We start from the raw sequence: 24,935 nt of genomic DNA, 5'->3' as shown, positions 1-24,935 counted from the left end.
GTCAGCGGACCAGGGCCAGCACGAACCCGTCGTGCCCCTTGCTGCCCACGGTCTGGACGGCGGTCGCGTCCAGCCGCGGCTCGGCGGCGAGGAGGGCGAACATCTCGCGCACGCCCACGACGTCCGGGTCGGTGCTCGCGGCGTCGGTCACGCGGCCTTGGCGGACGACGTTGTCGACGACGATCGTCGTGCCCGGCCGCGAAAGCTCCAGCGCCGCGCGCACGTAGTTCGCGGAGTTGTTCTTGTCGGCGTCGACGAAGATGAAGTCGAACGGGCCGCTCAGCGCCGGCAGCGTGTCGAGCGCGGCGCCGACGCGGATGTCGACGACGTCCTCGCCGAAGCCCGCCCGCGCCAGGTTGGCCCGCGCGACTTCGGCGTGCTTGCGCTCGTATTCGCAGGTCACCAGCTTGCCGCCGGCCGGCAGCGCGCGGGCCAGCCAGATCGTGCTGTACCCGCCGAGCGTGCCGATCTCCAGGATCGACCGGGCCCCGGCCTGGCGGGCCAGCAGGTTCAGCAGCTTGCCCTGGTTGGGGGCGACGGCGATGCGCGGCAGCCCGGCGGCGGCCGAGTCGGCGAGCGCGTCGTCGAGCACCGGATCGGGCGCCAGCAGCGCGCCGGTGAAGTATTCGTCGACTTCGGCCCAGGTCTTGTCGGTCATGACACCTCCACCGCCAATCTAGCCGCCAGACAAGCCAGATACAGGGGGACAGCGGCGGTGGCGTCGCGCACCGGGCGTCCGGTCAGATCCGTGATCTTCGCCAGCCGGTGCAGCAGCGTGTTGCGGTGGATGTGCAGCGCCGCCGCGGTGTGCACCAGGTTCAGGCCGTGCTCGACCCACGCGAGCACCGTCTCGGACAGCGCCTCCCACGCCGGGTCGGTCCGCAGCGCGCCGAGCTGCCCGGCGGCGAACCGGTCGCGGGCCTGGTGTGCGGTCGTCTCCAGCAGTTGCTCGGTCCGCAGCGCCTCGATGGCGAAGACGGACTCCGCGGGGTGGCGCAGCGGGCCGAGCCGCACCGCGGCGGCGGCGTCCACATAGGACGCGTGCAGCCCCGGCACGTCCGTGGCCGGAGTACCGGACCCGGTGTGCGCGGCCAGCCCGTACCGGTCGCGCAGCTCCGCGACGAGCCGGGCGCACCGCCGCGCTGTCTCGCCCGGGTGCCGCGGGTGGTGCAGCACCGCGAAGCGGCTCGCGGTCATCTCGGCGACCAGGTCCTGCGGGAACGCGTCGCGGATCGCCCGCAGCGGTGACGCGGCAGGCGTGCCGCGCACCTCGACGAGCACCGCGACGCGCGGCAGACGCAGGTCCAGCCCGAGCTCGCCGGCGCGGGCGGCGATCGCGGCGGGCTCGACGACGTCGGCGTCGAAGAACGCGAGGTCGCGCACCAGGTCGTGGCGGGCCCGCTCGCCGAGCAACCGCGACTCGAGGCCGATCGCCTCGCGCAGCAGGATCTCCGTCTGGCGCCGCACGACCAGGCCGAACGGGCGGACGTGCCGGGGCGCGCCGGTGAGGCCGACCGTGCCGACCGCCGTCCCGTCGATGACGATCGGCAGCGTGATCCCGGGCCGCACGCCGTGGAGCGCGCGGGCCCGCTCGGCGGAGTGCTCCGCGGCTTCGAGCGTGCGCAGGACCTCCAGGGACGCTTCGTGGACGCTGCCGACGCGCGAGACGTCGCCGCTGCCGATGACCACGCCCTCGACGTCGGTGATGAGCACGTTCAGGCCGATCACGGCGCTCGTCTCGCCGGCGATCTCCTGGGCGAGCGCGGGCGTCAGTTGTGGATCAGCCATGGACGAACCGTACAACGCCAGTCGCCGGATGGGGTGATACTTCGGATGGTTCGTCCGATGACCGTCGCGATCGATGTGTCTAGCGTCACCTGCCAACCAGACCCCCGAAACCCCGGGAGCGGACCATGAAGGCAACCTCGCCGGAGCGGCAGTCCCTCGAACACAGCAGGCCGACGAAGACCCACTGGCTCATCACGATGTACGCCGGCGGCGGCGAGTTCTGCGACGGCTACATCCTGTCGATCATCGGCGTCGCACTGCCGCTGGTGACCGGCGCGTTCCACCTGAGCGGCTCGGCGGCCGGGCTGCTCGGTTCGGCTTCGCTCGTCGGGATGTTCGTCGGCGGCCTGATCTTCGGGTACGTGACCGACCGCGTCGGGCGGCAGAAGGTCTACCTCGCCGACATCGCGGCGTTCATCCTGCTGTCGGCGCTGCAGTTCTTCGCCACCGACCCGGGACAGCTGACGGCGCTGCGCTTCCTGATGGGTATCGCGATCGGCGCCGACTTCGCCATCGCGGCCACGATCGCCTCGGAGTTCGCGCCGCAGAAGTCGCGCGGGCCGTTGCTGGTGGTGCTGGTGACGATGTGGTCGGTCGGCGCCGCGACCGCGTACGTCGCGGGCTGGGCGATGCTCTCGCTGGGCGGCGACGCGTGGCGCTGGATGCTCGCGAGCAGCGCGATCCCGGCACTGGTGATCCTCGCGTTGCGCATCGGGACCCCGGAGTCGCCGCGCTGGCTGCTGAGCAAGGGCCGGACCGAAGAGGCGCACGCCGTGCTGCGGAAGATGCTCGGCCCGGACGCCGACTTCTCCGACATCGAGGCCGACACGGGGTCGAAGACGCGCTACGGCGACATCTTCCGCGGGGCGTACCGCAAGCGCACGGTGTTCGTCTGCCTCTTCTGGGCGTGCCAGCTGCTGCCGATCTACGCGATCACGACGTACCAGCCGACGATCCTGCACTCGCTCGGCCTCGCCGAAGGCAACGCGTCCTACTTCGGCGCGGTCGTCATCCAGATCTTCTTCGTGCTCGGCTCGCTTTCGGGTGCGCTCGTGGTGAACCGCGGCCGCCGGAAGCTGCTGCTGTGGAGCTTCGGGATCGCCGCGATCCCGTTGTTCCTGCTGGGGATCCTCGGGCACCCGTCGACGTGGCTGGTGATCCTGCTGTTCGCGGTGTTCGGCGTCGCGTCGTTCTCCAGCCAGTGCCTGCAGGCGATCTACCCGTCGGAGCTGTTCCCGACCGGCGTCCGCGCGACGGCGAACGGCTTCGCCACCGGGGTCAGCCGGATCGGCGCGGCGATCGGCACGTACGGCGCGCCGCTGCTGCTGGCGCAGAGCACGCGCCTGGCGATGCTCGTGGGCGGCCTGATCGCCGTGGCCGGGCTGGTGTCGTCGCTGTGGCTGGCGCCGGAGACCAAGGGCATGACCCTGGCGGAATCGAGTGCGGCGTGAAGGTGACGATCGCCGGCGGCGGGCTCATCGGCCTCTGCAGCGCCTACTACCTGGCCTCGGCCGGAGCGACGGTGACGGTCTTGGAACGCGGTCGCGTCGGCGGCGGCGCGTCACGGGGGAACGCGGGCGAGATCTGCCCGGACCTCGTGACGCCGCTGCCCGCGCCCGGCGTCATCGGCCCGGCGCTGCGGGGACTGCCCCGGCCGGACAGCGCGCTGTACGTGCGGCCCCGGTTGGACGCGTCCCTGGCGCGGTTCCTCCTGCGGTTCGGGCTCAACACCTCGCGTCGCCGGTACACCGCCGGCGTCCGGACCCTGGCCCGGCTGGCGCGCGGCACGTTCGGGCTGTTCGGCGAGCTGGAAGCGGCGGGCGTCGACGGCGACGCCGTGAAGTCCGGTTTCGTGTTCGCCTTCGCTTCCGATGCCTCGGCGCGGGCGGCGTGGGAAGGGCAGCGGGACATCGGGGCTCCGGTCGAGCCGGTGCTGTCCGCCGGTGACCTGGCTGCGCTGGAGCCGGCGCTGGGCCCGGCCGCGCGGGCCGGGTTCCTGGTGCGGGAGCAGTGGTCGGTGGACCCGTCGCTGTTCGTCGACCGGCTGGTCCGCCGGCTGCGCGCGCTCGGCGTGTCCATTGTGGAGGGAGCGCGGGTGACGTCGGTGGGCGAGCGCGGCGGCGGCACCCGCGTCCGGACGACGGTGGGCGACTTCGACGCCGACGTCACGGTGGTGGCGGCCGGCGTGTGGTCGCGGGAGCTGTGCCGGGCACTGGGCGTGCGGACGGACCTGTTCCCCGGCAAGGGGTACAGCTTCTCGGTGGACGCGGACCCGGTGCCCCGGCAGGTGGTGCACCTGGGCGACGCGCGGGTGGTGCTGACGCCGATGGGCAAGCGGGTCCGGGTGGCGGGCACGATGGAGTTCGACGCGGACCCGGAAGCGTTCCACCCGCGCCGCGTCCAGGCGATCGTGGCGGCGGCCTCGGGCTACCTCCGGTCGGCGGACTGGGCCGGCCGCCAGGACGAGTGGGTCGGCGCGCGGGTGCTGACCCCGGACGGCCTCCCGGCGGTGGGGCGCCTCCCCGGGCACGACCGGGTGCTGCTGGCGTCGGGGCACAACATGCTGGGCCTGATGCTCGGCCCGGCGACAGGCCGGCTGGTGACGGACTTCGTGACGGGCTCGCCGGACCCGGAGCTGGCCGCGGCCCTCGACCCGGCTCGCCTCTCGCGCCGGGCGCGGTGAACGGCCGGCGCGGTGGGTCTGCCGCGGCTTGTCGTGAGTGAGAAACAGTGTTCTAACCCTGTTTCTCACTCACGACCCCCCTGAGCTGCGCCGATCCGGTGGGCTGGGATCATGGCCACGACGGCGTTCCGGCGGGAAGCGAAGGTGGGAATGGACGACTACCGCGTCGTCGCGGACGCCCTCGCCGCCGACATCGAGGCCGGCCGCCTCCGCCCCGGTGATCGGCTCCCGCCCCAACGCCGCTTCGCGCGGCAGCGCGGGCTCGCGAACTCCACCGCCGCCCGCGTCTACGGCGAGCTCGTCCGGCGCGGCCTGGCCGTCGGCGAGGTCGGGCGCGGCACCTTCGTCCGGGCCGCGAAGCCGCCGCCGGAACCGGCGCTGGCCGAGCCGGGGGACGCCCGCGTCGACCTCGAGCTCAACTTCGCCGTCCTGCCCGACCAAAGCGCACGGCTCGCGAAAGCGCTCCAACCCCTGCTGCGCGACGACGTCCTGACCGCGGCCCTGCACCCGATCGGCGCCGCGGGCACCCCCACCGCCCGCGAAGCCGCGGCCACGCTCCTCACCCGCGGCGACTGGCGGCCGGACCCCGCGACGCTCCTGTTCACCGGCAACGGCAGGCAGGCCATCGCGGCCGCGATCGCCGCCTTCGTGCCGGTGGGGGAGCGGCTCGCGGTCGAGTCGCTCACCTACCCCGTGGTCAAGGCCGTCGCGTCGAGGCTCGGCGTCGAGCTGGTGCCGATCGAGACCGACGAGCACGGCCTCGTCCCGGACGCCCTCGTCGCGGCCGGGCCGGTGCGCGCGCTGTACGTCCAGCCGACCCTGCACAACCCGCTCGGCACGACGATGCCGCCGAAGCGCTGCGAAGAGCTGGCCGCCGTCGTCGCCCGGCTGGACCTGCCGGTGATCGAGGACGGCATCTACACGTTCCTGCGCGACGACGTCCGGCCGTTCGCCGCGTACGCGCCGGAGCGGACGGTCTTCGTCGACAGCCTCTCCAAGCGCGTCGCACCCGGCCTGACCGCGGGATTCCTGGTGACGCCGCCGGCCTGGACCGCGCGGCTGGCGTCGTCGGTGCGGTCGGGCGCCTGGGCCGCGTCGCGCTTCGCCGTCGAAGCGGCGACGCAGTGGATCGTGACGGGCACCCTCGCCGACGTCGAAGCCGCGAAGCGCCGTGACGCCGCTACGCGGGCGACGGTGGTCGAGGCGAAGCTGCCCGGGCTGCGGGGCGATGCGGCGTCGTACCACCGCTGGTGGGAGCTGCCGGAGCGGTGGCGGGCGGAGACGTTCGTCGCGGCGGCGGGCCGTCGCGGCATCGCCCTGTCCCCGGCCGCGGCGTTCGCGGTGCTGCCGGGCCACGCGCCGAACGCCGTGCGCATCGCGGTTTCGGCCCCGCCGGTGGAGACGCTGGCCGCGGCCCTCGACGTCCTCGCCGCGCTGGCGAACGGCAGCCCGGACGACCTGCTGGCCGACTGACAGCGGGTGCCAGCGGGGTGCCAGTGCGGTGTGCGGCCCGCACCAGGGACCCGCGCCACTCTTCGGTCGTCGCGAAACGAACCGAAGGAGCATCCATGAACGTCACGATCATCGGCGCCGGGCTCGGCGGCCTCACCCTGGCCCGGGTGCTGCACGTCCACGGCATCCCGGTCACGGTCCACGAGGCCGAGCCGTCCCCGATGGCGCGCACGCAGGGCGGGATGCTCGACATCCACGACTACAACGGGCAGCTCGCCGTCGAAGCCGCCGGCCTGGTGGACGAGTTCCGCGGTCTCGTCCTGGACGGCCGCCAGGCGATGCGGATCCTCGACCAGGACGGGAACCTCGTGTACGAGAAGGTCGACGACGGCACCGGCGGCCGTCCCGAGGTGCAGCGCGGCGAGCTGCGGCAGCTGCTGCTCGACGCGCTCCCCGAAGGCACCGTCCGGTGGGGGCACAAGGTCGGTGGCGTCCGCACGCTCGACGACGGCTGCCACGAGGTCACCTTCACCGACGGCAGCACCGTCGTCACCAGCCTGCTGGTCGGAGCCGACGGTGCCTGGTCGAAGGTCCGGTCGCTGCTCACCGACGCCACGCCGGAGTACGAGGGCACGGCGTTCGTCGAGACCTACCTGTTCGACGCCGTCGCGAAGCACCCGGCCACCGCGGCGGCAGTCGGCGGCGGGTCGATGGTCGCGCACGGCGGCTCGCCCGACGACGGGATCAACGCCCACCGGGAAAGCGGCGACACCGTGCACACGTACGTGGCGCTATCCCGGTCGCTGGACTGGTTTGCCGCCATCGACTTCACCGACCCCGCCGCGGCCGCCGCGCGGATCGCCGCGGAGTTCGACGGCTGGGCCCCGGAGCTCACGGCGCTGATCACCGACGGCGACACCGACCCGGTCCTGCGCCCGCACTACACGTTGCCGATCGGGCTCCGGTGGGCCCGCGTGCCGGGCGTGACCCTCGTCGGCGACGCCGCGCACCTCACGGCTCCGAACGGCGAAGGCGCCAACCTGGCCATGCTCGACGGCGCGGAGCTGGGGCAGGCCCTCGCCGCGCACCCGGGCGACGTCGAGGGCGCCATCGCCGCGTACGAGGAGGCCATGTTCGTCCGCAGCGCGACGCCCGTGGACGACGCCGTCCTGCTCGAGAGCCTGTTCGGCGACGACGTCCCGGAGAGCCTGCTCGAGCTGGTCCGGGGCGAGCGGAACTAGGGCGCGTACTTCCCGACGAAGCTGCCGCAGGTGACGGCGCGCCCGGTGAGCCGGCTCTGGATCGCCTTCTCCAGGCCCAGGTAGTCGAACACCGGCGTGTCCACCGGGATCGACTCCGGCACCGGGCCGCCCGTCGCGAGCATCCGGATGGAATCCGTCTCGAACAGCACCAGGTAACCGCCCTCGCGGTTGAGCTGGTCCGCCGTCGCGAGCATCCGCTCGGGCGCGTCGCCGACGATCTCCAGCGGCAGCGGCCACTCCAGCGGGAACGGGTTGCGCAGGCCGAACGCCGGGTAGGCGAACGGGCTGTCCGGCAGGATCGCCGTCCGGGCGGCCGGGAAGCGGTCCAGGCAGTCGCGGATCTGCCGGACGAACGTGTGCGTCGAGGGGTTCGTGCGGATGCCCGCCATCGCCGGGCTGACGTCGCCGAGGTCCTCGGTCAGCCGGTCGTGCCCGAGGTCGAGGTAGGCCGCCTGGTCGTGCTGCGCGACGACGACCCAGCCGCACACCGCCACCGCCGTGACGCCCGCCGTCGCGGTCACCCAGCGCCGCGCCAGCCGCGGCCGCGCCGGGACGACGTGGCTGAGCAGCAGCAACGCGGTCAGGGCGAGCGTGCCGGTGAGCAGCGTCGGTGTGTCGTTGCCCCACGACAGGCTGGTCATGAAGCCCGTGGCGAGCACGAGCAGCCCGGCCCACGGCACCTTCCGCCGCACGGCCGCGTTCACCGGCACGCTGACCGCGACGATCCACCACAGGACGTCCGCCCAGCGCGAGGAGCCGGTGAACCGGCCGTCGACGACCGTCCAGACGATCGCCGCCGCGCCGGCGAGCACGAGCACCCAGGACGCGGCTCGCCCGGCCGCGCCGAGCCGGTCGCCGGGCAGCCGGACGGCCAGCAGCACCACGGCGATCGCGGCGAAGAAGGTCAGCTCCCGGAACGGTGCCTGCGTCAGCACCTCGGGGTCTTCCAGCCAGAGCCCGAGCAGCCGCTGGCCGTACGCGGGCACGCCGCCGGTCAGCTGGTCGACCATCTCGGGGAACCCGCCGCCGAGGCTCACCCACGCCACGTAGGCGAGCCCGGGCGCGCCGAGCGCGAGGAGGTCGAGCAGCACCCGCAGCACGCGCCGGGTCCCCGCGCGGGTGGCCGGGTGCAGCAGCAGCCACAGGACGCCGATCACCGCGGCGAGGGCGAAGCTCTGCTTGACGAACACCGCGCAGCCGAGCAGCACCAGCCCGCCGCGCCGGGCGAGCGCGCGGTTTCCGCTCAGACCGGCGTCGAGCGCCCAGGCGCCGCACGCGGTGAGCGCGATGCCGTCGACGGTGTGCCAGGCCATCAGCGGGAAGGCGTTGAGGTTGATCAGCGACGCCGCCGCGACCATCGCGGTCATGCCCGGGCCCCAGTCGAGCACCCGGCGACGGGTGACGAGCGCGGCGAAGGCGATGGTGGCGACGATGATCTCGATCATCGAGAGGAAGCTCGACCCGAAGAACAGCGGCATCGGCAGGGCGAAGTCGACGACGTGCAGCACCGCGGACCCGAGCGGGCGGGCGGAGATGATGTCGGCGTGCGGGACTTCGCCGTGGAGCACGCGCCACGCCTGCGCGAGGATGAAGCCCTGGTCGGAGGGATGGAACCCGAAGCGGCCGACGCGCAGTTCGGTGGCCAGCGCCAGCAGCACCACCCAGCCGGCGTGGATGCCCCACCGCAGCAGCGGCCGGGCGCGTTTCGCGGGCACGGGCTCCGGCGCGGCGACGCGCGCCGGACTCGCCACGTCCACGCCTGCCCGCCTTCCGCTCCCCGATCACACCCGGGAAGCGATGGTAGCGGCCCGGCCCGGGACCGGCGCGAACCGCACCTGCCGCGGCCGGGTCGTGAGTGGGAAACAGCGTTAGAACACTGTTTCCCACTCACGACCGCGGACCTGCGCCGGTGCTAACCGATGGTGTGCCTTGCGGTGCCGATAGCGGCCGTCTCGTCGGCCACCGCGGATCGTTCCCCAGTACTGCTGATTTCCGGCATTCCGAACTCCCCAGTTCACGCCCGTACCGATGTACGGGACTCGCGCGAGGGTAGAAGTACCGTCGTCGTGAATCCAGGGTTTCGGCGGAATTCGCGGGGATCAAGCACGACGGCGCCAGAACAGGCGGGTCACCGCCGCCGCGACGGCCGCCGGCGCGGGCCGGCGGGGCAGGTCGCGCGCCTCGGGCGCGGACTCCCGCACCGCCCGGTAGGCGAGGTGCGCGGCGAACCGGGCGAGCTTCGGCGCGGCGAGCGTCGCCAGCTCGGCGGCCCGGCCTTCGGGCAGGGTGAGGATCTCCGGACGCTCTTCCAGTGCCTTCACCACCAGCGCGGCCGCGCGTTCCGGGCTGCTCGACGGGAGGCCGCGGTAGCCGGTCGGCGCGATCATCGGCGTCCGGACCAGGGGCATCCGCACCGAGGTGAACGTGACGCCGTCCGAGAGCGTCTCGCGCCCGGCCGTTAGCCCGAACTCCTCCAGCGCCGCCTTCGACGCCAGGTAGGCCGAGAAGCGCGGGGTGTCGGTCTGCAGGCCCATGGTCGTCACGTTGACGACGTGGCCGAACCGGCGCCCGGTCATCGACGGCAGGAAGCCGAGGATCAGCCGCACCGGCCCGAAGTAGTTGATGGCCATCGTGCGCTCGTAGTCGTGGAAGCGTTCGGTGGACAGCGCGACCGAGCGCCGGATCGACCGGCCGGCGTTGTTCACCAGCATGTCGACGGCGCCGTGGTCGCCGAGGACGTCCTTGACCAGCGCGTCGACGGCGTCGCCGTCGGTGAGGTCGCAGGGGTACGCCGCCGAGACGCCGCCGGCCGCGGTGATCTCGTCGCGGACCTCTTCGAGCTCCGAAGCGCGCCTGGCCACGAGGATCACCTTCGCGCCCTTGCGGGCCACGGCGAGCGCCGACGCCCGGCCGATCCCGGACGACGCGCCGGTGATCAGCACCGTCCGCCCGGCCAGGCCGGGCCGGCGACGCGCGCGGTCGGGGTCGAGGTGGGCCTGCCAGTACCGGTAGAGCGGCCCGGCGTAGTCGCGCAGCTCCGGCAGCTCGATGCCGCTGCCGTACAACGCGGTCGTCGTGCGCGCGGTGTCGAAGACGACGTCCGTGCTCAGGTGCGGCAGCACGTCGAGGGGGATGCCCAGCTCCTCCAGGACGGCGGCGCGGGTGGCCCGGCCGCCGGGCAGGCGGTCGACGCCGGCCGCGGCCGCGTGGGCCAGCCGGGTGCCCGCGCGCCGCACCACGCCGGACGGCCGCGCCGGCAGCACGGCCCGGATCGTCGGCCCGCCCGCGGCGCGCGCGAAGGCGTTGTAGACGGAGTTGAGCGACTGCGGCCGCGCGGCGGCGAGGTGGTAGGTCGACCCGGACGGCGCGTCCCGGTGCATCAGGTGCTCCATCGCCTCGACGACGTAGTCGACGGGCACCAGGTTCGTCGCGCCGAGGCCGGGGGCGGCGAGCGGCAGCCGCGCGGGCAGCGCCGCCAGCCGCGAGATGGCGGGGAGGAAGTAGTACGGGCCGTCGACCTTGTCCATCTCGCCGGTGCGCGAGTCGCCGACGACGGCCGAGGGCCGGTAGACGCGGAAGGGCAGGGACTGCTCGCGCACGAGCTTCTCGGCCTGGAACTTCGTCGCGTGGTACGGCGAGCCGAAGTGCTGCCCGAGGTCGAAGTCGGCCTCGGTGAACCGCCCGGCGTGGTCGCCCGCGACGGCGATCGAGGACACGTGGTGCACCAGGCCCGCCTCCGCGGCCAAGGCGAAGGCGAGCAGGTGCCGGGTGCCCTCGACGTTGGCGCGCCGGTTGGCGTCCTCGCCGGCGGTGAGGTCGTAGATCGCGCCGAGGTGGACGACGTGGTCGAGGTGCGGCAGCCCGGCGGGGTCGACGCCGAGGCGCGGTTCGGCGAGGTCGCCGACCACCGGGTGGAGCTTGCCCGCGCCCGGCAGGCCCTGGACCCAGGTCGCCAGGCGCTCGCGGGAGGTTTCGCGGACCAGTGCGTGCACCGCGGACGTCTCCGGCCGCCGCAGCAGGCGGGCGACCAGGCGTTTCCCGATGAAGCCCGTCGCGCCCGTCACGAAGTAGGTCGTCATGGCCGGTCCCTTCGGTAGTCGGGCCGACTCTAACCTACTGGAAAGTAGGAACGGTAGTTGTCAGTGTCTTCGGCTCACGGTTCGGCCGTCTCGTCCGCCGTCGCGACGACAGCGTCACGCAGGGCGGCGCGCAGCCGTCCGACGTCCAGCGGGCCCAGTACGGCCGCCTCGCCCGGCGGTGCGACCAGCACCACCTTGTCCTGACTGACGAACACCGTCACATCCCTGCGCCTGCCGGCCAGATCCCGGCAGCCCACCGACCATTCGCCCCGACTCATGGTCGCCGCCCTCCGATTTCTCCTCGTGGTCGTGCTCCGTGCGAGGGTGGGAGGGAGGCGTGCGGGTGCTATGACGCCGGTTCACCCGATCTGCCTACTCGTCAGTTTTCTCTTGCGCTTCGCGGATTTCCGGCGTATCCCCCGGTCGTGGCCGAGCCCGTTCGGGAGTACCGTCCGCACCGGACTCGTCGACGTGGGAGGTCACTGATGCCGGAGCCGCACAAGATCGTCATCGTCGGGGCGGGCCTGGGCGGCGCGTCCGCCGCGGCCGCGCTGCGCGAACGCGGCTACACCGGCGAAGTGCTGCTGATGGGCGCCGACCCGCACCGGCCGTACGAGCTGCCGCCGCTGTCGAAGGGCGTGCTGCTCGGCACCACCGACGAACCCGACTGGGTGCACGAGGAGAAGTACTACGAGGGACACGACATCCGCTTCAGCGCGGGTGTCACGGCGACCCGGATCGAGCTGGGCGCGCGGCTGGTGCTGGACGACGCGGGCGGCGAGCACCGCTACGACCGGCTGGTGCTGGCGACGGGCTCGCGCCCGCGCACGCTCCCGGTACCCGGCGGCGACCTGCCCGGGCTGTACACGCTGCGCACCCTCGACGACGCGCTCAAGCTGCGGTCGGCGTTCGCGGCGGCGGAGCGCGTGGTGATCATCGGCGCCGGCTGGATCGGCTCGGAAGCCGCCGCGGCGGCCCGTACGCACAACGCCGACGTGACGGTCGTGGACCCGGTCCCGGTGCCACTGGCGAACGTCCTCGGCGAGACGGTCGGCGGCGTGTTCCGCGACCTGCACACGGAAAAGGGCGTTCACTGGCGCCTCGGCGAGCAGGTCACGGAGATCACCGGCGGCCCGGACGGCGTCCGCGGAGTCCGGCTGAGCGGCGGCGACGAGCTGACAGCGGACGTGGTCCTGGTGGCGGTCGGCGCGGCACCCCGGGTGGAGCTGGCCCACGCGGCGGGCCTGGAGCTGTCCGACGACGGCGGGGTGTGCGTGGACGCGGGCCTGCGCACGGCGGCCCCGGACGTGTACGCGGTGGGCGACATCGCGGCCCACTTCCACCCGCGTTACGGCCACCGCATCCGCGTCGAGCACTGGTCGAACGCGAAGGAGCAGGGCACGCACGTGGCGCAGAACCTGCTGGGGGAGAACGAGCCGTTCTTGGCTTCGCCGTACTTCTTCACCGACCAGTACGACTTGGGGTGCGAGTACCGGGGTTTGGCGGACCCGGTGACGGACGAGCTGGTGGTCCGAGGGGACTTGGCTTCCCGGGAGTTCACGGCGTTCTGGCTGCGCGACGGCGAAGTGTCGGCGGCGATGAACGTGAACATGTGGGACGACGGGGATGCGTTGAGCGCCTTGGTGGACGGCCGGACGAAGGTGACGGCGGAGCAGCTGAAGACGGCGGATCTGGCGTCGCTCACCTGAGACGTTCGCGGAGCAGGGTGTCGAGCCGCGCCCAGGCGGGCGAAGACGCGTTCACGGCACCCTGCACCAACGCCGGGATCGCCGAACCTCCTTCGTACGCAGGCAAATCCGGCCCATAACGTGCCCGTGTCGCCGAGACGAGCTTCTCGGCGAGCGCGTCGACGCGGGGGTCGTCCGGAAGCACGTCGTGCACCCGGTCGTACTCGAGGACAAGGGAAAGCAGCGCCGGATCCTCCAGCATCGACGACTGGTCGCGGAAGTTCGCCCGCGCCGTCTCGGGGTGGGTCGCGAACACCAGCAGCCACAAGTCGTTCTGCAGTGTCACCCACCGTTCGCTGAACCCGAGGTCGCGCAAGCGGGACAGGAACGCCACCACCGGCTCCGGCAGCGCGGACAGCTGACCGTTGGCGAGCTGCCGCAACCGTTCCTGAGTGGCGCGCAGGCCGTCGATGCGGGCGGACAGGTCGTCGTCGATTCGCTGGAGCGCGGAACGCAGCTCGCCGCCGGACCGCAGCTCGCGGATGCGCGCCAAGGGCACGCCCGCCTCCGCCAGCGTGCGGATCTTGATCAGCTCGACCGCGTCGGCCGCGCTGTAGCGGCGGTAGCCGGACGCGTCGCGCGGGGGCTCGGGGAGGAGCCCCTTCGCGTGGTAGACGCGGATCGTCTTGGCCGTCACCCCGACGTACCCGGCGAGCTGTCCGATGGTGAGCACCCCGCCATCGTCGCACTTGACCTTGCCCCAAGGGCAAGGTTGCAGGATGGGCGGCATGGCGGACTACGAGACCCTGCGCGCGCTGGCCGACGAGGGCAACGAGACGGCCCTCGACCGGCTCGCCGACCTCGCCGACGCCCGCGGGGACGTCGAAGAGCTGAGCGAGCTGCTGGACGAGGGCTGCGACCACGCCGGCGAGCTGCTGACCCGCCGCGCGGTCGCCGGAAAAGACCTCCTGGCGCTGCAGCGGATCGCCGACGCCGGCCACGAGCCCGCCGGTGAAGAGCTGGAACGCCTGCTCAGGCCGTGACGGGCCGCGTCAGGGCGAGATAAGCCACCAACGCCAAAAGCGCGAACCCGGCCATGGTCGCGGCCATCGGCACCGCCGTCCCCGGCCCGCCCAGCCCGACCAACGGCGTCGCCAGCGCACCCACCACGAACTGCAGCACCCCCAGCAACGCCGACGCCGCCCCGGCGGACCGCGCGTGCGAAGCCAGCGCCAGCGAACTCGCGTTCGGCGTCACCAGCCCGATGCTCGACACCAGCAGGAACAGCGACACGAGCAGAAAGGCCAACGGCGCCCGGAAGAAGACCGATGCCAGCACCGAGGCTCCGCCGAAGACGCCGAGCAGCAGCCCGGACAGCAGCAGCGCCCGCTCGGGCACCCGCCCCACGAGCCGCCCGTTGAGCTGTCCCGCCAGCACGATGCCGACGCCGTTGACGCCGAAGACCACGCTGTACGCCTGCGGGCTGAGCCCGTACACCCCCTGCAGCGCGAACGACGAACCCGAGATGTAGGCGAACATCGACGCGAACAGCAGCCCGGACGCCAGCGCGTAGCCCGCGAACGACCGGTCCCGCGCCAGCCGCCCGTAGGTCCGCATCACCTGGCCGAGCCGGGCCGGCGACCGCGTCGAAGAAGGCTCCGGGAAGAAGAACACCACCACGGCCAGCAGCAGCGCGCCGAACGCCGTCAGCACGACGAACACCCCGCGCCACGACGTCCAGTTCAGCAGCTGCCCGCCGATCAGCGGCGCCAGGATCGGGGCCAGCCCGCTCACCAGCATCAGCGTCGAGAAGAACTTCGTCATCGCGGTCCCGGAGAACAGGTCCCGCACCGTGGCCCGCGCGATCACGATGCCCGCCGCGGCACCGAGGGACTGTACCCCGCGCGCCGCGACCAGCAGCCACGCGTCCGGGCTCACCGCGCACAACACCGAGCCCACGACGTACAGCACCAAGCCCGCCAGCAACGGGCGACGCCGTCCCAGTGAGTCGGACAACGGCCCGAGCACCAGCTGGCCCAGTGCCAGGCCGGCGATGAACGCGGTGAGCGTCAGCTGGACCGTCGTGTCGGCCGCGTGGAGGTCGTCCGCCATCCGCGGCAGCGCGGGCAGGTACATGTCGATGGACAGTGGCCCGAAAGCCGACAGGCCACCCAGGACGAGCACGAACTTCAGCTGCGCCCGCCTGCTCGTCGCGGTACGTTCCGCCGTGATGGTCATCCGCCTCCTCAGGCCTCCGACTCCGACCAGCGACGCGGTGACCTGCGCTATTCCGGCTGTGAGCGGTGACACCCCGTGCTCAAACGAGCACTGAACCGGTACTGATCCGATCAATTTCCGGTCGATTGGGCGACGGCTCTGGATCCAGGCTCAAGACTGCGATATACATCGGATGTCTGGTCGGGCAGGTGAAGGGAAAATCCGTGCAGCTGGTGCGTCTCGGGGAGCCGGGAAGTGAGCGTCCGTTCGTGCGTGCCGACGACGGCGCGACCTACGAGCTGGGCGGGCTGACCGCCGACATCGACGGCGGCTTCCTCGCCGCGGACGGGATCGCGCGGGCGGCCGCCGCGCTCGCCGCCGGGGAACTGCCCGAGGCGGACGTCGAAGGGCTGCGCGCCGGTTCGCCCATCGCCCAGCCCGGCAAGGTCGTCTGCATCGGCATGAACTACCGCCGCCACGCCGAGGAGACCGGCGCGACGCCGCCGACCGAGCCCGTCGTCTTCATGAAGGCGCCGGACGTCGTGGTCGGGCCGTCCGACGACGTCCTCATCCCGCGCGGCTCCACGAGCACCGACTGGGAGGTCGAGCTCGGCGTCGTCATCGGCAAGACCGCGCGCTACCTCGGCAGCGTCGACGAAGCCCTGGAGTACGTCGCCGGCTACGTCGTCTCGAACGACGTCTCCGAGCGGGAGCTGCAGTTCCGCACCGCCCAGTGGGACAAGGGCAAGTCGTGCGAGAACTTCAACCCGCTCGGCCCGGCGCTGGTCCCGGCGAGCGAGGTGCCGAACCCCCAGGACCTGGGCCTGCGGCTGTGGATCAACGGCGAGAAGAAGCAGGACTCGAGCACCAAGGACATGATCTTCTCGGTGGCCGAGATCATCCACCACCTGAGCCAGGTCATGGTGCTGCGGCCGGGCGACCTCATCAACACCGGCACCCCCGAGGGTGTCGCGCTCGGCCAGCCCGACCCCAAGCCCTACCTGCGCGACGGCGACGTGATCGAGCTGGAGATCGACGGGCTCGGCCGGCAGCGCCAGACCGCGAGGCAGGCCTGACCATGGCGAAGATCATCGGCATGGAGGTCCTCGACGTCCGGTTCCCGACCTCGCGGGAGCTGGACGGCTCGGACGCCATGAACCCCGACCCGGACTACTCCGCCGCCTACGTCGTGCTCCACACCGACGGCGGCCCGGACGGCTACGGCCTCGCGTTCACCATCGGGCGCGGCAACGACGTCCAGGCCGCCGCGATCCGCGCGCTCGCGCCGCACGTCGTCGGCCGGGACGTCCCGGAGGACGCGGCCGCCCTCGGCGGCCTGTCGCGCACGCTCGTCGGCGACTCGCAGTTCCGCTGGCTGGGCCCGGAAAAGGGCGTCGCGCACATGGCCGTCGGCGCGGTGGTCAACGCCGCGTGGGACCTCGCCGCGCGTCGCGCCGGCCTTCCGGTCTGGCAGTTCGCGGCGCGTATGACGCCCGAAGAGCTCGTCTCGCTCGTCGACTTCCGGTACCTGTCCGACGCGCTCACCGAGGCCGAGGCCCTGGAGATCCTGCGCCGGGCGGAACCCGGCCGGGCCGAGCGCGCGAAGCAGCTCGAAGCGAACGGCTACCGCGCCTACAGCACGTCACCCGGCTGGCTCGGGTACGCCGACGCGAAGCTCGTGCGGCTCGCCGAACAAGCCGTCGCCGATGGCTTCGAGATGATCAAGCTCAAGGTCGGCGGCAACCTCGAGGACGACGTCCGCCGCATGAAGCTCGCCCGCGAAACCGTCGGCCCGGACGTCCGGATCGCCGTCGACGCCAACCAGCGCTGGGACGTCCAGGCCGCGGTCGACTGGATGACCGAGCTGGCGCCGTACGACCCGTACTGGATCGAGGAACCGACGTCTCCGGACGACGTCCTCGGCCACGCGGCGATCGCGAAAGCGCTTGCGCCGATCCGCGTCGCCACCGGTGAGCACGTCCAGAACCGTGTCGTCTTCAAGCAGCTGCTGCAGGCGAATGCGATTTCGGTGCTGCAGCTGGACGCCGCCCGCGTCGGCGGGTTCAACGAGAACCTCGCGATCCTGTTGCTGGCCGCCAAGTTCGGCGTCCCGGTGTGCCCGCACGCGGGCGGCGTCGGGCTCTGCGAGCTCGTCCGGCACCTCTCGATGTTCGACTTCGTGGCGGTGTCCGGCACCGACGCGGACCGCAGCATCGAGTGGGTCGACCACCTGCACGAGCACTTCACCGACCCGGCCGTCGTCGAACGCGGCCGGTACCTCGCCCCGACCGCACCCGGGTTCTCCGCGCGCATGCACGACGCCACGCTGCGCCGGTTCCGCTTCCCGGACGGTCCCGAGTGGACGGAGACCGCAAGTGAGTGAATTCGAGGGCCTGGTGGCCGCCGTCACCGGAGGCGCCTCGGGCATCGGCAAGGCCACCGCGGACTTGCTGGCCGAGCGCGGCGCGCAGGTGGCGGTCCTCGACCTGAAACCGGACGACGACGGCTTCCGGTGTGATGTCGGTTCGGATCAGGAAGTCCGTTCGGCCATCGACGCCGTCGTGGAACGCTTCGGGCGCCTCGACATCCTCGTCAACAACGCCGGCATCGGCGCGCAGGGCGACGTTACGGCCAACGACGACGACGAGTGGCACCGCGTGTTCGACGTCAACGTCGTCGGCATGGTCCGGCTCGCCCGGGCCGCGCTGCCGCACCTCAAGAACTCGCCGTCCGCGGCGATCGTCAACACCTGCTCCATCGCGGCCTGGGCCGGCCTGCCCAACCGCGCGCTCTATTCGGCCAGCAAGGGCGCGGTGCTCTCGCTGACCCTGGCCATGGCGACCGACCACCTGCCCGACCGGATCCGCGTCAACTGCGTGTGCCCGGGCACGGCGGACACCCCCTGGGTGGGCCGGCTGCTCGACGCCGCCGACGACCCGGCGGCCGAACGCGCGGCCCTCGCGGCCCGTCAGCCGATGGGCCGGCTGGTGACCGCCGAGGAGGTCGCGAACGCCGTCGCCTACCTCGCTTCCCCGCTTTCCGCGTCAACCACCGGCACCGCGCTCGCGGTCGACGGTGGTATGTACGGCCTGCGCCCGCGCGGCCCCGTTCAGCAGTAACAGACTTGATTTCCGCTGTCATCAAGGAGGATGCGGTGCGTAACAGGGTGATCCAGGTGGCCGCCACGGCCGCCGTCTGCGGCCTCGTACTGGCCGCCTGTGGGTCCACAAAGGACAACGCCGCGGCCCCCGCGGCGGGCGGCGGCGACACCGGTGGCAAGGTCGGCGCGACCCTGCCGCTGCTGACCTCGCCGTTCTGGCAGGCCTACAACAACTACGTGCCGCAGATGGCGAAGTCCGAGGGCGTCGACGTCCTCCCGACGGTCAACGCCGACAGCGACCCGGCGAAGCTGATCACCGACATCGGCACCTTTCTCAACCAGGGCGTCAAGGGCCTGGTCGTGACGCCGCTGGACTCGGCCGCCATCGTCGCCGGGCTCAAGCAGGCCGAGAACAAGGGCGTGCCGGTCGTCGCCGTCGACGTCGCCCCCGAGAGCGGCAAGGTCGCCATGGTCGTGCGGGCCGACAACAAGGCCTACGGCACCAAGGCCTGCGACGCGATCGGCGAGAAGGTCAAGTCCGGCAAGGTCGTGCAGATCATGGGCGACCTCGCGTCGGTCAACGGCCGCGACCGCTCGGAAGCCTTCCGCGACTGCATGAAGTCCAAGTACCCCGGCGTCCAGGTGCTGGAGATCCCGGCCGAGTGGAAGGCCGACAAGGCGTCCTCCGGGCTGGACAGCATGCTGACCGCGAACCCGGACATCAAGGGCGTCTACATGCAGGCCGGCGGCGTCTACCTGGCCCCGACCGAGCAGGCGCTCAAGCGCAAGAACCTGTTCTTCCCGGTCGGCGACCCGAAGCACATCGTGCTGGTGTCGAACGACGGCATCCCGCAGGAGCTGGCCGCGATCCGCGCCGGCGAGCTCGACGCCACCGTGTCCCAGCCGGCCGACGCGTACGCGAAGTACGGCCTGTACTGGCTGAAGAAGGCCATGGCGGGCGAGACGTTCAAACCGGGCCCGACCGACCACGGCAGCACGATCGTCGAGATCAGCCCCGGCATCCTCGAGGACCAGCTGCCCGCGCCCGTCATCACCAAGGCCAACGTGGACGACAAGGCCCTGTGGGGGAACAACCTGTGACCGCGCTGCCCGTCGGCGAATCCGCCGTCCCGGTGGTCAGCGCCGTAGGAGTCGGGAAGCGCTACGGCCCCACCGTGGCGCTCCACGACGTCAGCCTCACCGTCCACCCCGGCGAGTCGCACGCGCTCGTCGGGCGCAACGGGGCCGGCAAGTCCACGCTCGTCACCATCCTCACCGGCCTGTCCGCCACGGACACCGGGCACGTCGAGTTCGGCGGCGAGCCGGCCCCCGCACTGTCCAAACAGGACGACTGGAAGGCGCGCGTCGCCTGCGTGTACCAGCACGCGATGGTCGTCCCGCAGCTCACGGTCGCCGAGAACCTGTTCCTCAACCGGCAGGCGGGCGGCGGGTTCTCGATCGGCTGGAAGTCGTTGCGGCGCAAGTCCCGCGAGCTGCTCGACTCGTGGGACGTGCACGTCGACGTCGACACCCCGGCCGGCGAGCTGTCGGTCGAGGACCGGCAGTTCGTCGAGATCGCCCGCGCGCTGTCCTACGGCGCCCGGTTCATCGTCCTCGACGAGCCGACCGCGCAGCTCGACAGCCAGGCCATCGAGCGGCTCTTCGAGCGGATGCGCCAGATGCAGGCGGGCGGGGTGACGTTCCTGTTCATCTCGCACCACCTGCACGAGGTGTACGAGGTCTGCCAGGCCGTCACGGTGCTGCGCGACGCGAAGCACGTGCTGACCGCGCCGGTGTCCGAGGTCGGCCGGGCCGAGCTGGTCGACGCGATGACCGGCGAACCCGGCGGCCTGTCCGTCCGCGACGCCGCTTCCCGGGAGTCCCTCGAAGCCGACGCCGCCGAGATCCTCGCGGTCGACGGGCTCTCCGGCGACGGCTTCCGCGACGTCTCGTTCCGGCTCCACCAGGGCGAGGTCGTCGGGCTCGCGGGCAGCAACGCCAGCGGGAAGCACCAGGTCGCCGAGACGGTCTACGGCCTGCGGACGCCGTCGGCGGGCACGGTCCGCGTCGACGGCTCGCCGCTGCGGCCGGGCGACATCCCGGCGGCGCTCCGGGCGGGCATCGGCTGCGTGCCGCGCGACCGGCACCACGAAGGCCTGGTGCTGGAGCACTCGATCGCCGACAACGCCACGCTGTCCATTTTGGACCGGATGGGCCGCGGCGGGATCGCCTCGCCCACCGCCCGGCGCGCGAAGGCGTCGCAGGCGTTGAAGGACTACGACATCGTGGCCGCGAGCGCCGAGCAGCCGGTGTCGGACCTGTCCGGCGGCAACCAGCAGAAGGTCGTGCTGGCGCGGGCCCTGATCGGCGACCCGCGGGTGGTCGTGCTGATCAACCCGACCGCGGGCGTGGACGTGAAGTCGAAGGAGGCGCTGCTCGCGGTCGTCGACCGGGTGCGCGCCGAGGGCAAGGCGGTGCTGATCGTCAGCGACGAGCTCGACGACCTGCGCCTGAGCGACCGGGTCCTGGTGCTGCGCGCCGGGGCCGTGGTCGCCGAGCACCAGGCCGGGTGGTCCGACGGCGACCTCGTGGCCGACATCGAAGGAGTCGAGCTTTCGTGACCGACGTGATGACCTCTCCCCAGACGGAGCTGCCCGCGCCACCCCGGCGTCGCAAGGCCGGCTGGCTGCGCGAACTCGCCCTCCTGCCCGCGCTGATCGTGGTGTTCGTCATCGGCGGCCTGGTCGACGACACGTTCGTCGGCTGGAGCAACATCGTCAGCATCCTGACCGCGTCGGCGGCGCTGTCGCTGGTCGTGCTCGGCGAGTCGCTGGTGCTGATCACCGGGAAGTTCGACCTGTCGCTGGAGTCCACGATGGGCCTGGCGCCGGCGCTCGGCGCGATGGTCGTCATCCCGGCGGCGTCGGCGGGCTTCGGGGTCGAGCTGCCGGCGGCGATCGGCCTGCTGGTGATCCCGCTGTGCGGTGCGCTCGTCGGGTTCGTCAACGGCTTCCTGATCGTGAAGCTGAAGCTGAACGCCTTCATCGTGACGCTGGCGATGCTGACCGTGCTGCGCGGTGTCCAGGTCGGGTCGACCAAGGGCAAGACGCTGTTCAACCTGCCGGACTCGTTCACGAACCTGGCGACGACGACGTTCGCCGGGCTGCCGATGTCGGTGTGGCTGGCGGCGGTGCTGTTCGCGATCGCCGGCTGGGTGCTGCGCTACCACCGCGTCGGCCGCGCGCTGTACGCGATCGGCGGCAACCGCGAAGCCGCGCGGGCGGCCGGCGTCCGCGTCGACCGGATCGCGTGGGCGGTGTTCGTCGTCGCCGGCATCCTGGCGGCGATCGGCGGGCTCGCGTACACGGGGTACGTCGGCGCGCTGGGCGCGAACCAGGGCTCCGGGCTGATCCTGCAGGTGTTCGCGGCGGCGGTGATCGGCGGCGTCTCGCTCGACGGCGGCAAGGGCACCCTGGTCGGTGCCCTCACCGGCGTCCTGCTGCTGTCGTCGGTGTCGAGCCTGCTCAACTACGCGCACGTGACGGCGGAGTGGCAGGGCGCGATCTACGGCGCCATCATCCTGGTCGCGCTGATCATCGCCCGGTACGCGGGCGGAAAGCCCCAGACCTGACGCACACGCTGTGATCATCCGACCACTGCGAGGAGAAGAAGCGTGTCAGGAGGCTTCCGCGGCCGGCTCGGCGTCCGCGTCGGGCGTGGTCGGGTCGTCCGCGGTGCCCAGGGCGTTGCGCAGCCACTGCTCGACGCCCGCGACGTGCACGGTCGCCCACGAGCGCGCCAGCTCCGGCTCGCGCGCCGCGATCGCCTCGTAGATCGCCGAGTGCTGCTCCCGGGTCTTCGCGACCGCGCCCTCCTGGGTGAGGCCGCGCCAGATCCGGGCGCGGGCCGTCGGCCCGGAGAGGCTGTCGAGCAGCGAGCAGAGCACCGGGTTGCCGGAGCCGTCGGCGATCTTGCGGTGGAACTGGAGGTCGTTGGCGACCAGCGCCTCGACGGTCGGCGAGTCCTCCAGCTCCCCGAGCAGCGTGCCCAGCTCGGTGATGTCGTCGTCGCTCATGTGCAGCGCGGCCAGCGCGGTCGCGGCCGGCTCGAGGATCCGCCGCACGGCGAGGAAGTCGAGCACGGTGTCGTCGCGGTGGAAGTCGACCACGAACGTCATGGCGTCGAGCAGCAGGTTCGGCTCGAGGCTGGTGACGTACGTGCCGTCGCCCTGCCGGACGTCGAGCACCCTGATCAGGCACAACGCCTTGACGGCCTCCCGCAGGGAGCTGCGCGAGAGACCGAGCCGCTGGGCCAGTTCGGCCTCCTTCGGCAGCCGGTCGCCCGGCGCCAGCTCGCCGGAGATGATCATGTCCTTGATCTTGTCGATCGCGACATCGGTGACGGGCATCGCGTCCGCCCTCCCTGCAACAGACCTCGGATGTTTCGGTGTTCCTCCCCAGCGTGCCATGTCCCGGCGAAGGAGTGGTGATGACCCACCAGCCCGCACCTCAAAGAGTGGCGCTCCATACCCGCTTGAAGCCGGGGAAAGAGGCCGAGTACGAGTCCGTCCACGCGGTCATCCCGCCCGAGCTGGACGTCGCCCTGCGCGAAGCCGGCGTCCGCACCTGGCGGATCTGGCGTAACGGTCTCGACCTCTTTCACGTCGTCGAAGTCGACGACTACGCGGCGATGCGCGCGGCGTTGCGGGACCACCCCGCGAACGTCCCGTGGCAGGCCAGGATGGCAGAGCTGCTGGCCGTCGAAGACGACTACTCCGGCGGTGACACCGGCATCGGGCTGGTCTGGGAACTGCCGGTGAAGGAGTGACGGCGTTGGAACTCTCCCTGTCCCCGCTCGGTCTCGGCTGCGCGCAGCTGGGCAACCTCTACCACGCGATCAGCGACGAGACCGCGGCCGCGACCGTGCGCCGCGCGTGGGACGAAGGCGTCCGGTACTTCGACACCGCGCCGCACTACGGTCTCGGCCTCTCGGAGACCCGCCTCGGCGCGGCGCTGCGGGCGTACCCCCGCGACGAGTACGTGCTCTCGACCAAGGTCGGCCGCGTGCTGGAGCCGAACCCGGACGGCGCCGGCGCCATGGACGACCAGGGCTTCGCCGTCCCGGCCGCGTACAAGCGCCGGTGGGACTTCAGCCGCGACGGCGTCCTGCGGTCCTTCGAGGACAGCTTGGTGAGGCTGGGGCTCGACCGCGTCGACATCGTCTACGTGCACGACCCCGACGACCACTTCGAGGAAGCCCTGCGCGGCGCCTTCCCCGCGTTGCGCGAGCTGCGGGACCAGGGCGTGATCGGCGGGTTCGGCGCCGGGATGAACCAGGCGTCGATGCTCACGGAGTTCGTCCGCCGGACGGATCTCGACGTCGTGCTGGTGGCGGGGCGCTACACGCTGCTCGACCAGCCGGCCCTCGACGAGCTGCTGCCGCTGTGCCTCGACCGCGGCGTCCGGGTGGTCGCCGGCGGCGCGTTCAACGGCGGCATCCTCGCGACCACCGAGCCGGGCCGGCTCTACGACTACGCCGAAGCCCCGCCCGAGCTGGTCGAACGGGCCGCGCGGATCGCCGCGATCTGCGCGCGGCACGGCGTCGAGCTGCCGGAGGCCGCGCTGGCGCTGCCGATGGCGCATCCCGCGGTGGTGTCGGTCGTCGTCGGCGCGCATGATCCTTCGCAGGTCAGCGTCAACGCGCGACGCGCACGGGCCGCGGTGCCGCCGGAGCTGTGGACGGAGCTGGTGGACGCGGGCCTGCTGCGCGCCGACGTCGTCATCGCCGAAGGAGTCTCATGATCGACGCCCACCACCACCTGTGGGACCCGTCGCGGCGCGAGTACCCGTGGATGGCGGGGGCGGCGCTCGACCCGATCCGCCGCCCGTACACGGTGGACGACCTGCGCGCGGTCACCAAGGCGGCCGGCGTCCACGCGACGGTGCTGGTCCAGACGGTCTCGTCGGCGGAGGAAACCGCGGAGTTCCTCTCGATCGCCGAGTCCGAGCCGGTGATCGCGGGCGTCGTCGGCTGGGTGGACCTCGCGGCCCCCGACGTCGCCGACCGGCTCGCCGCGCTGAGCGGGCCGCTGGTGGGGATCCGGCACCAGGTCGAAACCGAGCCGGACGACGAGTGGCTGCTGCGTCCCGCGGTGCTGGCCGGATTGCGGGCGGTGGCGTCCGAGGGGCTGGCGTACGACCTGCTCGTGCGCGCTTCCCAGCTGCCCGCGGCGGCGTCGCTGGCGGCGCGGCTGCCGGAGCTGCGGCTGGTGCTGGACCACGCCGCGAAGCCCCCGATCGCGGCGGGGGAGTGGGAGCCGTGGGCGTCCGGCGTCGCGGCGCTGGCCGCGCACGAGAACGTCGTGTGCAAGCTGTCCGGGCTGGTCACGGAGGCGCACTGGACGGGATGGGAGGTCGCGCACCTGCGCCGGTACGTCGACCACGTGCTGGACGTGTTCGGTCCGTCGCGGCTGCTGTTCGGCTCGGACTGGCCGGTCTGCGAGCTGGCGGCGTCCTACGAGCTGGTCCTGGACGCGGCGATCGCGCTGACCGGCGGGCTGTCCGACCCCGAGCGGCTGGGCGTGTTCGAGTACAACGCCCGCCGCGCCTACGGTTTGGACGCGGACGGGGAAACGTCTTCCAGGGGGTAAAAGAGGTTTCCCCGCCC

General features: G+C 72.4%; 23 protein-coding genes. 15 read left to right on the top strand and 8 right to left on the bottom strand.

Features of this window, described 5'->3' with window-relative positions:
• Position 1 precedes the first annotated feature (1 nt).
• Together ACZ7PG_RS43525 and ACZ7PG_RS43520 are read right to left on the bottom strand one after the other, a co-directional pair.
• Positions 2-658 (bottom strand): O-methyltransferase, encoded by a 657-nt coding sequence (locus ACZ7PG_RS43525; RefSeq protein WP_470245064.1) that lies wholly within the window; start codon positions 656-658, stop codon positions 2-4.
• Positions 655-1,788 (bottom strand): CdaR family transcriptional regulator, encoded by a 1,134-nt coding sequence (locus ACZ7PG_RS43520; RefSeq protein ID WP_470245063.1) that lies wholly within the window; start codon positions 1,786-1,788, stop codon positions 655-657. Before ACZ7PG_RS43520 ends, ACZ7PG_RS43525 begins: the two co-directional genes overlap by 4 nt.
• Positions 1,789-1,913: 125 nt before the next feature.
• Between ACZ7PG_RS43520 and ACZ7PG_RS43515 the strand changes: the two genes are divergently transcribed.
• The 4 genes from ACZ7PG_RS43515 to ACZ7PG_RS43500 all read left to right on the top strand — a co-directional run bounded on the left by ACZ7PG_RS43515 (position 1,914) and on the right by ACZ7PG_RS43500 (position 7,164).
• Positions 1,914-3,239, top strand: a complete 1,326-nt coding sequence (locus ACZ7PG_RS43515; protein ID WP_470245062.1) for an MFS transporter — start codon at positions 1,914-1,916, stop codon at positions 3,237-3,239.
• Positions 3,236-4,471: an NAD(P)/FAD-dependent oxidoreductase gene (locus tag ACZ7PG_RS43510; protein WP_470245061.1), complete on the top strand. Its 1,236-nt coding sequence runs from the start codon at positions 3,236-3,238 to the stop codon at positions 4,469-4,471. The genes ACZ7PG_RS43515 and ACZ7PG_RS43510 overlap by 4 nt, the downstream gene beginning before the upstream one ends.
• 150 nt (positions 4,472-4,621) lie before the next feature.
• Positions 4,622-5,944: an aminotransferase-like domain-containing protein gene (locus ACZ7PG_RS43505; RefSeq protein WP_470245688.1), complete on the top strand. Its 1,323-nt coding sequence runs from the start codon at positions 4,622-4,624 to the stop codon at positions 5,942-5,944.
• A gap of 95 nt (positions 5,945-6,039) precedes the next feature.
• The gene (locus tag ACZ7PG_RS43500; protein WP_470245060.1) at positions 6,040-7,164 is read left to right on the top strand and encodes an FAD-dependent oxidoreductase; all 1,125 of its coding nucleotides are present in this window, start codon (positions 6,040-6,042) and stop codon (positions 7,162-7,164) included.
• Here ACZ7PG_RS43500 and ACZ7PG_RS43495 read toward each other — a convergent pair.
• From ACZ7PG_RS43495 to ACZ7PG_RS43485, 3 genes are all read right to left on the bottom strand, one after another.
• Positions 7,161-8,942, bottom strand: a complete 1,782-nt coding sequence (locus ACZ7PG_RS43495; protein WP_470245059.1) for a hypothetical protein — start codon at positions 8,940-8,942, stop codon at positions 7,161-7,163. The genes ACZ7PG_RS43500 and ACZ7PG_RS43495 overlap by 4 nt on opposite strands.
• A 342-nt stretch (positions 8,943-9,284) precedes the next feature.
• A complete protein-coding gene (locus tag ACZ7PG_RS43490) occupies positions 9,285-11,264 on the bottom strand; it encodes an SDR family oxidoreductase (RefSeq protein WP_470245058.1) in 1,980 nt (659 codons plus the stop codon).
• Positions 11,265-11,338: 74 nt separating this feature from the next.
• On the bottom strand, positions 11,339-11,542 hold the full coding sequence (locus ACZ7PG_RS43485; RefSeq protein WP_284743660.1) for a hypothetical protein: 204 nt from the start codon (positions 11,540-11,542) through the stop codon (positions 11,339-11,341).
• Positions 11,543-11,749: 207 nt separating this feature from the next.
• Here ACZ7PG_RS43485 and ACZ7PG_RS43480 point away from each other — a divergent pair, with 207 nt between their 5' ends.
• Complete coding sequence (locus ACZ7PG_RS43480; RefSeq protein ID WP_470245057.1) at positions 11,750-12,973, top strand: NAD(P)/FAD-dependent oxidoreductase; 1,224 nt, start codon at positions 11,750-11,752, stop codon at positions 12,971-12,973.
• Here ACZ7PG_RS43480 and ACZ7PG_RS43475 read toward each other — a convergent pair.
• On the bottom strand, positions 12,966-13,685 hold the full coding sequence (locus ACZ7PG_RS43475; protein ID WP_470245056.1) for a MerR family transcriptional regulator: 720 nt from the start codon (positions 13,683-13,685) through the stop codon (positions 12,966-12,968). The two genes, ACZ7PG_RS43480 and ACZ7PG_RS43475, sit on opposite strands and share 8 nt — an antisense overlap.
• 55 nt (positions 13,686-13,740) lie before the next feature.
• On the opposite strand from ACZ7PG_RS43475, the gene ACZ7PG_RS43470 reads away from it, so the two are divergent.
• The gene (locus ACZ7PG_RS43470; protein ID WP_470245055.1) at positions 13,741-13,995 is read left to right on the top strand and encodes a hypothetical protein; all 255 of its coding nucleotides are present in this window, start codon (positions 13,741-13,743) and stop codon (positions 13,993-13,995) included.
• Here ACZ7PG_RS43470 and ACZ7PG_RS43465 read toward each other — a convergent pair.
• Positions 13,985-15,190 carry a multidrug effflux MFS transporter gene (locus tag ACZ7PG_RS43465; protein ID WP_470245054.1) on the bottom strand — a complete coding sequence of 402 codons (1,206 nt, stop codon included), beginning with the start codon at positions 15,188-15,190 and terminating at the stop codon, positions 13,985-13,987. The two genes, ACZ7PG_RS43470 and ACZ7PG_RS43465, sit on opposite strands and share 11 nt — an antisense overlap.
• Positions 15,191-15,393: 203 nt before the next feature.
• Between ACZ7PG_RS43465 and ACZ7PG_RS43460 the strand changes: the two genes are divergently transcribed.
• From ACZ7PG_RS43460 to ACZ7PG_RS43435, 6 genes are read left to right on the top strand one after another with little or no spacing between them, the layout of a single operon-like run.
• On the top strand, positions 15,394-16,245 hold the full coding sequence (locus ACZ7PG_RS43460; RefSeq protein WP_470245053.1) for a fumarylacetoacetate hydrolase family protein: 852 nt from the start codon (positions 15,394-15,396) through the stop codon (positions 16,243-16,245).
• 2 nt (positions 16,246-16,247) lie between these two features.
• Positions 16,248-17,552: an enolase C-terminal domain-like protein gene (locus ACZ7PG_RS43455; protein ID WP_470245052.1), complete on the top strand. Its 1,305-nt coding sequence runs from the start codon at positions 16,248-16,250 to the stop codon at positions 17,550-17,552.
• On the top strand, positions 17,545-18,288 hold the full coding sequence (locus ACZ7PG_RS43450) for an SDR family NAD(P)-dependent oxidoreductase (protein ID WP_470245051.1): 744 nt from the start codon (positions 17,545-17,547) through the stop codon (positions 18,286-18,288). Before ACZ7PG_RS43455 ends, ACZ7PG_RS43450 begins: the two co-directional genes overlap by 8 nt.
• 47 nt (positions 18,289-18,335) lie before the next feature.
• Positions 18,336-19,370, top strand: coding sequence for a sugar ABC transporter substrate-binding protein (locus tag ACZ7PG_RS43445; protein WP_470245687.1), 1,035 nt, complete (start codon positions 18,336-18,338; stop codon positions 19,368-19,370).
• Positions 19,367-20,890, top strand: coding sequence for a sugar ABC transporter ATP-binding protein (locus tag ACZ7PG_RS43440; protein WP_470245050.1), 1,524 nt, complete (start codon positions 19,367-19,369; stop codon positions 20,888-20,890). The genes ACZ7PG_RS43445 and ACZ7PG_RS43440 overlap by 4 nt, the downstream gene beginning before the upstream one ends.
• Entirely contained in the window at positions 20,887-21,900 is a 1,014-nt protein-coding gene (locus ACZ7PG_RS43435) for an ABC transporter permease (protein ID WP_155545210.1), read from the top strand. Before ACZ7PG_RS43440 ends, ACZ7PG_RS43435 begins: the two co-directional genes overlap by 4 nt.
• Before the next feature lie 45 nt (positions 21,901-21,945).
• On the opposite strand, the gene ACZ7PG_RS43430 is transcribed toward ACZ7PG_RS43435, so the two are convergent.
• Positions 21,946-22,677: a FadR/GntR family transcriptional regulator gene (locus tag ACZ7PG_RS43430; protein WP_470245049.1), complete on the bottom strand. Its 732-nt coding sequence runs from the start codon at positions 22,675-22,677 to the stop codon at positions 21,946-21,948.
• 80 nt (positions 22,678-22,757) lie between these two features.
• Here ACZ7PG_RS43430 and ACZ7PG_RS43425 point away from each other — a divergent pair, with 80 nt between their 5' ends.
• From ACZ7PG_RS43425 to ACZ7PG_RS43415, 3 genes are read left to right on the top strand one after another with little or no spacing between them, the layout of a single operon-like run.
• Complete coding sequence (locus tag ACZ7PG_RS43425; protein WP_470245048.1) at positions 22,758-23,096, top strand: L-rhamnose mutarotase; 339 nt, start codon at positions 22,758-22,760, stop codon at positions 23,094-23,096.
• A 5-nt stretch (positions 23,097-23,101) separates the two neighbouring features.
• Complete coding sequence (locus ACZ7PG_RS43420) at positions 23,102-24,070, top strand: aldo/keto reductase (protein ID WP_470245047.1); 969 nt, start codon at positions 23,102-23,104, stop codon at positions 24,068-24,070.
• Complete coding sequence (locus ACZ7PG_RS43415) at positions 24,067-24,918, top strand: amidohydrolase family protein (RefSeq protein ID WP_470245046.1); 852 nt, start codon at positions 24,067-24,069, stop codon at positions 24,916-24,918. Before ACZ7PG_RS43420 ends, ACZ7PG_RS43415 begins: the two co-directional genes overlap by 4 nt.
• Positions 24,919-24,935: the final 17 nt, after the last annotated feature.

It is taken from the genome of Amycolatopsis sp. NPDC114504 (assembly GCF_055633595.1).
Note: the sequence above shows the minus strand (reverse complement) of the source record. Positions and strands in the feature narration are given on the sequence as shown.

Bases quoted from the DNA above. Each gene is read 5' to 3' on its own strand.
- ACZ7PG_RS43525 (WP_470245064.1), bottom strand. From the start codon at position 658: ATGACCGACAAGACCTGGGCCGAAGTCGACGAATACTTCACCGGCGCG.
- ACZ7PG_RS43520 (WP_470245063.1), bottom strand. From the start codon at position 1,788: ATGGCTGATCCACAACTGACGCCCGCGCTCGCCCAGGAGATCGCCGGC.
- ACZ7PG_RS43515 (WP_470245062.1), top strand. From the start codon at position 1,914: ATGAAGGCAACCTCGCCGGAGCGGCAGTCCCTCGAACACAGCAGGCCG.
- ACZ7PG_RS43505 (WP_470245688.1), top strand. From the start codon at position 4,622: ATGGACGACTACCGCGTCGTCGCGGACGCCCTCGCCGCCGACATCGAG.
- ACZ7PG_RS43500 (WP_470245060.1), top strand. From the start codon at position 6,040: ATGAACGTCACGATCATCGGCGCCGGGCTCGGCGGCCTCACCCTGGCC.
- ACZ7PG_RS43490 (WP_470245058.1), bottom strand. From the start codon at position 11,264: ATGACGACCTACTTCGTGACGGGCGCGACGGGCTTCATCGGGAAACGC.
- ACZ7PG_RS43485 (WP_284743660.1), bottom strand. From the start codon at position 11,542: ATGAGTCGGGGCGAATGGTCGGTGGGCTGCCGGGATCTGGCCGGCAGG.
- ACZ7PG_RS43480 (WP_470245057.1), top strand. From the start codon at position 11,750: ATGCCGGAGCCGCACAAGATCGTCATCGTCGGGGCGGGCCTGGGCGGC.
- ACZ7PG_RS43470 (WP_470245055.1), top strand. From the start codon at position 13,741: ATGGCGGACTACGAGACCCTGCGCGCGCTGGCCGACGAGGGCAACGAG.
- ACZ7PG_RS43465 (WP_470245054.1), bottom strand. From the start codon at position 15,190: ATGACCATCACGGCGGAACGTACCGCGACGAGCAGGCGGGCGCAGCTG.
- ACZ7PG_RS43455 (WP_470245052.1), top strand. From the start codon at position 16,248: ATGGCGAAGATCATCGGCATGGAGGTCCTCGACGTCCGGTTCCCGACC.
- ACZ7PG_RS43430 (WP_470245049.1), bottom strand. From the start codon at position 22,677: ATGCCCGTCACCGATGTCGCGATCGACAAGATCAAGGACATGATCATC.
- ACZ7PG_RS43425 (WP_470245048.1), top strand. From the start codon at position 22,758: ATGACCCACCAGCCCGCACCTCAAAGAGTGGCGCTCCATACCCGCTTG.
- ACZ7PG_RS43415 (WP_470245046.1), top strand. From the start codon at position 24,067: ATGATCGACGCCCACCACCACCTGTGGGACCCGTCGCGGCGCGAGTAC.